This window comes from Paenibacillus amylolyticus (assembly GCF_003719335.1).
In the GTDB taxonomy this organism is placed as follows: domain Bacteria; phylum Bacillota; class Bacilli; order Paenibacillales; family Paenibacillaceae; genus Paenibacillus; species Paenibacillus amylolyticus_D.
In genome coordinates, this window is the sequence record NZ_RIAS01000008.1 from 289801 (window position 1) to 296431 (window position 6631).

Genomic DNA, 6631 nt, shown 5'->3' on the forward strand with positions numbered 1-6631 from the left:
TATGAAAAATAAATGGTTATTGCTAACCTTCATTATTTTTTTATTTATACTAGGAGGGTGTTCAAGTATGTCTGCCTCAGATAAACAAATGATTGTAGAAAAGGCTACCCCCATAAGCATTCAGTACATAAAGAAATACTACAATGCAGACTTTGTTGTAACGAGTCACGATGTGGATGACCCTTCCATCCATTCACGTCTATACCTGTACGGTCACATATCTGGACATGAGGATGAACGTATTACCGTTTCTTACAACTACGATACACAGGAGGTTCTCAGTGTAGAAGGACCGGGCTGGTTTATAGATCGTCGAGTTCCGAAAAAGGATTCCTGAAAAAGGCGGACTAAAAATATGTATGCTTGACAGGCATGATCTGGAGCAAGTCTCCAGGTTCTTTTTTACGTTGTTAGACGTATATCTTTAGGCCCTCTCTTGTATCCTATATTTATACATTATAAAGCAATTTACGTATTAAAGGATATATTTTCTGTAAAACTCGCGAACGGCGAGAAAGCTGAGACACCTTACGAGAAACAAATGGCCGAATTCCGTAAACCGGAAAACTGGTACGCCGGTAAAGTCGTGATGTCCCAGATCGACATCCGCAAACAAAACTATTTCACGGGCGCAGCCACACCAACCATGGTATCCAAGTGGAACCTGCTCCGTCAGTCCGAGCTCGAAACCTTCAACAAAATCATCTACGGCAAACTGCCGATCGATGCATTCGATCAATTCGTAACCAACTGGAAATCCAACGGCGGCGACCAAATCACCCAAGAGGTGAATGATTGGTTCAAGTCTGTGAGTGGAAAGTAAGATTTTGTTTTTGGGAAAAGTAAAGCATTAAAACCCGAGCCGAAGCGAGTTATTCACGCTTCGGCTCGGGTTTTTAAGTGTAAAGCGGGGGCGCTTCCCCATACAACCGGGTCCGCATTAGTGGAACAAGCCCGTGCATGCTTACCAAGCTAATCTATGTAAGCATGCACGGGCTTTTCACACTACTAAGTTCGTAAATCAACTAGCGTTAGTCAGATTCATGCCCTCTCTCCACCAACATCGACTGTCCTAGCAAGGATACCGTTAGCTGAATGCCGTCTCGTAGCCCCTGCATGTATAACCGTTCATTTTCTATGCCTTTGCTGACAATATAACGATTCTCCCATTCAGCATATTCAGGTGTTAGCTCAATCTGTTTGCCAGCAAACAAAGCTTCAAACGCTTCGTCTGTTTCCTCACGTACACTGCTCAGTTCAGGATCTTGCTCGATTCGGGCAGAAACCTCATCCAGCCTTGCCTGAATCGCTCGTTGCATCCATGGTGGAAAATCCATTGCTTCTCCTCCCCTACGCATTATGTACTTCGCTCATTACCGTGCCACTCGACTAGTTTCGCCTTCGTTTCACTCACTCGTGCCACCAGTTCATCCACCCTCCGGCTCTGTTCCTGAACCGCAGGATTGTCCCACAACGGAATCGCTTGCTTCAAGGATGCCTCACCAAGCTGATTAAGCTTGCGCCGTTCCTATTCCAATACGTCAAGCAACCGGCTCATACATGCACCTCACTGATGGGTCTAAACGTATCACGTCTTGTTAAGACTAGATAAGAACAGTCATTTTTAATACACTAATCTCTTCAGAATGGAGTAAATTTCTCATTTCGTACTAATTGTACAAGAAAATATTAGTGTTTTAATGCGAATTCCGAATTAAAATAAACAACTGATTAATTTCCTTAACAGCGACAAAACGCTTCTGTTCTCCAAGTATTCTTTTTTTCTCCTAACACAGTCTCTTTTGACCCCATAAGAGCAATTATTCTCTAAAAAGATCTGTATTTTTGACATCAATACGGCTGCGCTAAATTAATCTTTACACCATCATGGAAAGGATACTCCATAGCGTGAAATACTTTATATCAAGCACCAAGCTAATTGAATACAGGACTACCTATTTTTGTTTTCTGTTGGTTTCTATTGTTCTCTTTCTTATTTTCAAATGTTTCTTACCATCTTTTAGAATTTTATATTCAAATACATCATCTTTTTTTAATATTAATTGGAATCTGCCCTCTGTTTCATAATCAAAATTAGAGAGGAGCATCCTTTCAGCATCAAATGATTTTATTATATATATTTTTCCATATTTCGAATGATTAATGTAATGTTTTTTTGAGTTCATAATCGCCAGAGTATATATAAGATAAATAATATAAGCCACTAAAAATCCAAGCATTAATCCACTAGAGAGTATTTGCAGCATTGCGTTACTGTCGCTTTTATAATTTGATATCTTATCACCTGTATATTGCTCTAAAAAATTTAATACAAATACTGAACAAACTAAAGTTAATATAACGAATTGCGTAATATGTAGTATAATCTTTTGCTCATCAGCTAATATTTGTTTTTCTATTTTTGGCTTTTTTATTAATGACACTCCTTTGATAATTGCAATTAATATTGCTACTATCGAAGTGAAGGTTAACGTTTCAGCGAAAATATTTTGCATTTAATATACTCCTCTTTATGTTTTTTAACGGGTATAAGTTTATGAATGTCTATGTCTTCTTTAATCCTTGGCAATTGAAAATTAGAATTCATATTACTGTTCACCCTTTTCTTAGGTTTATTAGTTTCGGATAACGTTCCTGTTCATGAACCTCGCAGAGGTTGTCTGCTGAGATTCCTCCCCGAGATTCATCCAGGAGACCAAGGCTCCAAAGGAGACGTAGCTTGAATATTATGTTATATGTTGTCGACCCTTCAAAGAGCTACTCAAATAATTCTTCCATTTCAATATTCTTTAATGATTCAAAAAAACTTCTTGCGTCAAAAAAATCCACCTGAATTGAGGTGCCCTGAAAATTTCCTATTACCTCATGAATAATCCGTTCTTTATTACTCACATCATATATACCGTAAGCAACTTTTTGAATATCCGATTTTTTGATCGCATCAATTATATGTTTGTCACTCTCTTTATCAAGAGATTGTCCGTATATGGTTAAAGCTTTAGACGTCTTCATTAATGCACTGTAACAAAAGCTTAAATATTTGTTGTTTAAAATTTTATTCAACTTTTGTTTCCAAGTGCCCTCTGATATATATAAAGGAAAGTACCCCGACTCGTATGTTTCCGTAATTGTATCTAGTAGAGGTAGATCGATTCTTCCAATTGGATTTCGTTTAGTAGTGATCTTGATAATTTCCCCTTTATCCATATATAAATGTAGTGATCCATGCAGGTAATAAAGTCTTACTGGGTTTTTATCTGACGAGACTCCTGACCCAGCACCAAAAATTATCATTTCAGAGTCTTTGTCATACCCAAAGTTGTCTCCTACTGCTCTAACTTTATTAACTTTATTCAAAGCCCAATAAGCTAATAAATCATAATTCGTGGTAAAGACCTTTTCTTGAAAAAGCCTGAATGTTGTTTTAAGATCATTATCTTGATCCATAGTAAGTTCTTGCGGCTCAGGATGTACTTTTCGTACTGTTTCTATTAATGCACTTTTAATTCTCTCATAGCTTTCAGCAACACCTACAAAATCTATATTAAATATTTTATTGGTATTAATTGAAGTATCTAAAACACGAAGAGCATACTCAAAATTTGTCGTATTTAGTTCTCCAAACAAATTAATGTCTTCTTCTATTAAGAGTTCTTTTGCTTCTTCAAAAAGATTGCTATACATAAATCTACTACCGAAGTTAATGGAAAAGCCGTTTCCGAATAGTAGGTTGGAGAGATATGTTTTATCGTTCTTTACTAATTCCTCGAATGTTTTTAATTTCTCCATGTTTCTATCACTCCTGTATGATTTGTCGATTGCATAATGTTCCTGTATTCACGCCCTGACGCATGTCGGGTGTCTGGCGAATGCCACACCAAGTGCGTATGCCCGTAGCGTAAATATTATGTTATGTAATGTCCCAGATATCGTTAAATTTTCACACAATATTATTGCTTTTATTAAAACCCTAGCCCATAATAGAACATAAGTTCCTATTTACAAGGAGGGTGTTTTGGCAAGTATGAAAACTCCTGAAGAAATACATAAAATGATGAGTTCAATTAAAGGAAAAAATACTAAATTAGAGCTTTCTGTATCAAAACAGCTTTGGCATAGAGGATTTCGATTTCGTAAGAATGTAAAATCGTTATTTGGCAAACCAGACATTGCAATTAAAAAATTTAAAGTCGTGATCTTTGTTGATTCATGTTTCTGGCATGGATGTAAAGATCATTTTAAAATTCCTAAGAAAAATCCCGATTATTGGCTTAAAAAAATCAACCGAAATATTCAACGAGATCAAGAAGTAACGGATTACTATAAAGGTGAAAAATGGAATATTATTAGAATATGGGAACATGATCTAAAAAGCAATTCTGCCGTAATCATAGAAGATATAAGAAACTTTTTGATTGACTGCAAGAATAAGCTATAAACATATTTATCTTTATCCTGGATTTTACCTAACGTTGTTGTATTCACGACTCAGCGTATGCTGAGTGTCCGACGGATGTCGGACCAAGGGCGGATGCCCACAGCGTGAATATTATGTTATATGATGCCTGCGCCCTTCCAAATTCTCTTAATCTTATTTGTTTTTTCCTTCTTTAATTCTATGCTTTCTTTCTCTCTTTCTCCAATGATTTTTTAGCTCTTCCTCAATCTTATTCAAATTTCCTTCGGTTTAAAATTCTTTCCGACCTTTTTTCGCTTTGTTTGACTAGAAGCAACTTCGTGATTCCTTTTTCAAGCATAGATTTTATTTTTTAATCGTTCTCATCTCTGTAGATCGCATTAATTTTTTAATATTCTTACCTAAGCAAAAAAACGCCGATAAGTAACTCGGCGCTTCTTCATCTTATTCTTTCTCCAGGCGTTCCCATTCTTTCAGATTGCATATAACGTTCCTTTATTCACGACTCGATGCATATCGAATGTCCGGCATATGCCGGAATAAAGACTTATGCCTACAGTGTAAATATATTGTTGTATGATGCCATCAACATTAACGAATAGCCTACTAAATACTGTAATTATAATAGCTAGAAGTTCCATAATCGTATACCGAAATTGATTTATTCTTTACTTCACCACTAAAATGACAAGACTGTCCATAATCATAACCTTCGAATTGAATACCTTTAATTTTTAATTCTATATGATGACTGTCACCATAATGATACAAATCGTATTTTGAACTTCTATTATTTCCTGAAATGTGACAACTGTTATCGTAATCGTATACGTCAACCTTGCTCTCATCAATCTTTCCGTCAATATTTATATATCTCGATTGTGAGTAATCATATACAGAACCTGCTTTAACATTTGAAATAATCCTACCCGCAATATAAGCTACTGCTACCCGTGTGTGATTCTTCATTAAAGTTGCCCCTTTTCTATTTTAGTATTTAGCTGGTTTCATATAACGTTTCGGTATTCATGAACCCCGAAGGGGTTGTCTGCTGAAATGCCTCTTCGAAATCCACCTCGCAGACCGAGGCTCCAACGGAGCCGCTGCTTGAATATGATGTTAGATGATGCTCTCACTTCTTCGAAAAGCTAACAATTATGATTCTATCTGTCTATTCTCGAACTCATCTAAGTTTAGTCCATTCTTCAATTTCCATTCTTTCCTTCCATTCATAGAACTGTTTCTGACTATAGCCGCTGCTGCAGAGGGAGATTTAAAATCAACATCCTTACACAACTTAAAGTAGTTCCCACTCTCTGAGGATTCAAAAAAATTATCTTCTTCAAGTTGTTTTCTTAACTTTGCATAATTATGACTAGCAAAACTACTAACATTATCTTTCCTAATGTAGGAACCTGCTAGTAGTCTATATGTTCCTTCTACGATCACAAGTTTCGCTTCCTTAGCACTCTCTCCTTTAGGGCCAGGAACACTCATATAGAAATAGTCGCTTTCTCTTTTGGTATTCTCAATTTTTTGATGATTCACTTCAGTCTTCGTAAAGTCTATAATCCCCAAATTATTTAGCACAAAAATAATATTTTCATTAAAGTCACTCATATCATCGCACTCCGAAATAGGCAACTTTGAACCTGGTGGTGTGTTTCCGTTAGTTGTTTCAATAGTTGTTTTATTCTTTAAAGCAATGTCATAAAGTTCTCTCTCAAGGTATCTAACATGTGACTTTGTTAAATTGGCATCTTTACTTATGAATACTACAAAATCGTTCCACCAATCTTTTTGTTTAAACTGGTCTGCCATTCGTTTATTTACTTCATCGGCTTCACCTATGTAAATCTTCTTTTGATAAGAATCTTCTATTTCAGAAATCAATATGTAAATACCCGGCGAAGCCAGTTCTTCAATGTCTTGGAGCATTTGCACGTGTTTTCTTTGACCAATGTATGCTTTGCCTGTCCAGTTACTAAGCTCGGCCGTTTTTAAGCTCTTGTATTTCTCTCCCATAATATAAAGTTTGATCGACTTCCCTCTCATTATTACAGTCTCCTTATCAGCTAAATGGTATTTGCACTTTTCAACTCTTGAGAGTTTCATCTAACGTTCCCGTATTCACGACCCGACGCATGTCGGGTGGCCGGCGAATGCCGGGCCAAGGGCGTATGCCCGCAGCGT

Annotated in this window: 9 protein-coding genes; 3 read left to right on the top strand and 6 right to left on the bottom strand. The window is 36.6% G+C overall.

Translation table 11 applies throughout. The features are described 5' to 3' along the window. The first annotated feature begins 67 nt into the window (after positions 1 to 67). Both EC604_RS16590 and EC604_RS16595 read left to right on the top strand, forming a co-directional pair. The gene (locus EC604_RS16590; RefSeq protein ID WP_240036941.1) at positions 68 to 337 is read left to right on the top strand and encodes a hypothetical protein; all 270 of its coding nucleotides are present in this window, start codon (positions 68 to 70) and stop codon (positions 335 to 337) included. Between the two features lie 204 nt (positions 338 to 541). Then, the gene (locus tag EC604_RS16595; RefSeq protein ID WP_240036943.1) at positions 542 to 823 is read left to right on the top strand and encodes a hypothetical protein; all 282 of its coding nucleotides are present in this window, start codon (positions 542 to 544) and stop codon (positions 821 to 823) included. A gap of 208 nt (positions 824 to 1031) precedes the next feature. Here EC604_RS16595 and EC604_RS16600 read toward each other — a convergent pair whose 3' ends face one another. From EC604_RS16600 to EC604_RS16615, 4 genes are all read right to left on the bottom strand, one after another. Beyond that, positions 1032 to 1337 carry a hypothetical protein gene (locus EC604_RS16600; protein WP_123065220.1) on the bottom strand — a complete coding sequence of 102 codons (306 nt, stop codon included), beginning with the start codon at positions 1335 to 1337 and terminating at the stop codon, positions 1032 to 1034. A gap of 20 nt (positions 1338 to 1357) precedes the next feature. Beyond that, positions 1358 to 1492, bottom strand: a complete 135-nt coding sequence (locus EC604_RS30840) for a hypothetical protein (protein ID WP_275670042.1) — start codon at positions 1490 to 1492, stop codon at positions 1358 to 1360. A gap of 463 nt (positions 1493 to 1955) precedes the next feature. After that, the gene (locus EC604_RS16610) at positions 1956 to 2516 is read right to left on the bottom strand and encodes a hypothetical protein (protein WP_123065221.1); all 561 of its coding nucleotides are present in this window, start codon (positions 2514 to 2516) and stop codon (positions 1956 to 1958) included. Positions 2517 to 2778: 262 nt separating this feature from the next. Beyond that, positions 2779 to 3810 (bottom strand): DUF4917 family protein, encoded by a 1032-nt coding sequence (locus tag EC604_RS16615; protein WP_123065222.1) that lies wholly within the window; start codon positions 3808 to 3810, stop codon positions 2779 to 2781. 235 nt (positions 3811 to 4045) lie between these two features. Between EC604_RS16615 and EC604_RS16620 the strand changes: the two genes are divergently transcribed. Continuing rightward, positions 4046 to 4459, top strand: coding sequence for a very short patch repair endonuclease (locus EC604_RS16620; protein WP_123065223.1), 414 nt, complete (start codon positions 4046 to 4048; stop codon positions 4457 to 4459). Between the two features lie 585 nt (positions 4460 to 5044). On the opposite strand, the gene EC604_RS16625 is transcribed toward EC604_RS16620, so the two are convergent. Both EC604_RS16625 and EC604_RS16630 read right to left on the bottom strand, forming a co-directional pair. After that, on the bottom strand, positions 5045 to 5407 hold the full coding sequence (locus EC604_RS16625; protein WP_123065224.1) for a hypothetical protein: 363 nt from the start codon (positions 5405 to 5407) through the stop codon (positions 5045 to 5047). Between the two features lie 186 nt (positions 5408 to 5593). Next, a complete protein-coding gene (locus EC604_RS16630) occupies positions 5594 to 6493 on the bottom strand; it encodes a GIY-YIG nuclease family protein (protein ID WP_123065225.1) in 900 nt (299 codons plus the stop codon). Between the last annotated feature and the right edge of the window lie 138 nt (positions 6494 to 6631).

Excerpts from the sequence above, each read along its gene's own strand:
- EC604_RS16610 (WP_123065221.1), bottom strand. The coding sequence starts at position 2,516 with ATGCAAAATATTTTCGCTGAAACGTTAACCTTCACTTCGATAGTAGCA.
- EC604_RS16625 (WP_123065224.1), bottom strand. The coding sequence starts at position 5,407 with ATGAAGAATCACACACGGGTAGCAGTAGCTTATATTGCGGGTAGGATT.
- EC604_RS16630 (WP_123065225.1), bottom strand. The coding sequence starts at position 6,493 with ATGAGAGGGAAGTCGATCAAACTTTATATTATGGGAGAGAAATACAAG.
- EC604_RS16600 (WP_123065220.1), bottom strand. The coding sequence starts at position 1,337 with ATGGATTTTCCACCATGGATGCAACGAGCGATTCAGGCAAGGCTGGAT.
- EC604_RS16615 (WP_123065222.1), bottom strand. The coding sequence starts at position 3,810 with ATGGAGAAATTAAAAACATTCGAGGAATTAGTAAAGAACGATAAAACA.
- EC604_RS16590 (WP_240036941.1), top strand. The coding sequence starts at position 68 with ATGTCTGCCTCAGATAAACAAATGATTGTAGAAAAGGCTACCCCCATA.
- EC604_RS16595 (WP_240036943.1), top strand. The coding sequence starts at position 542 with ATGGCCGAATTCCGTAAACCGGAAAACTGGTACGCCGGTAAAGTCGTG.
- EC604_RS16620 (WP_123065223.1), top strand. The coding sequence starts at position 4,046 with ATGAAAACTCCTGAAGAAATACATAAAATGATGAGTTCAATTAAAGGA.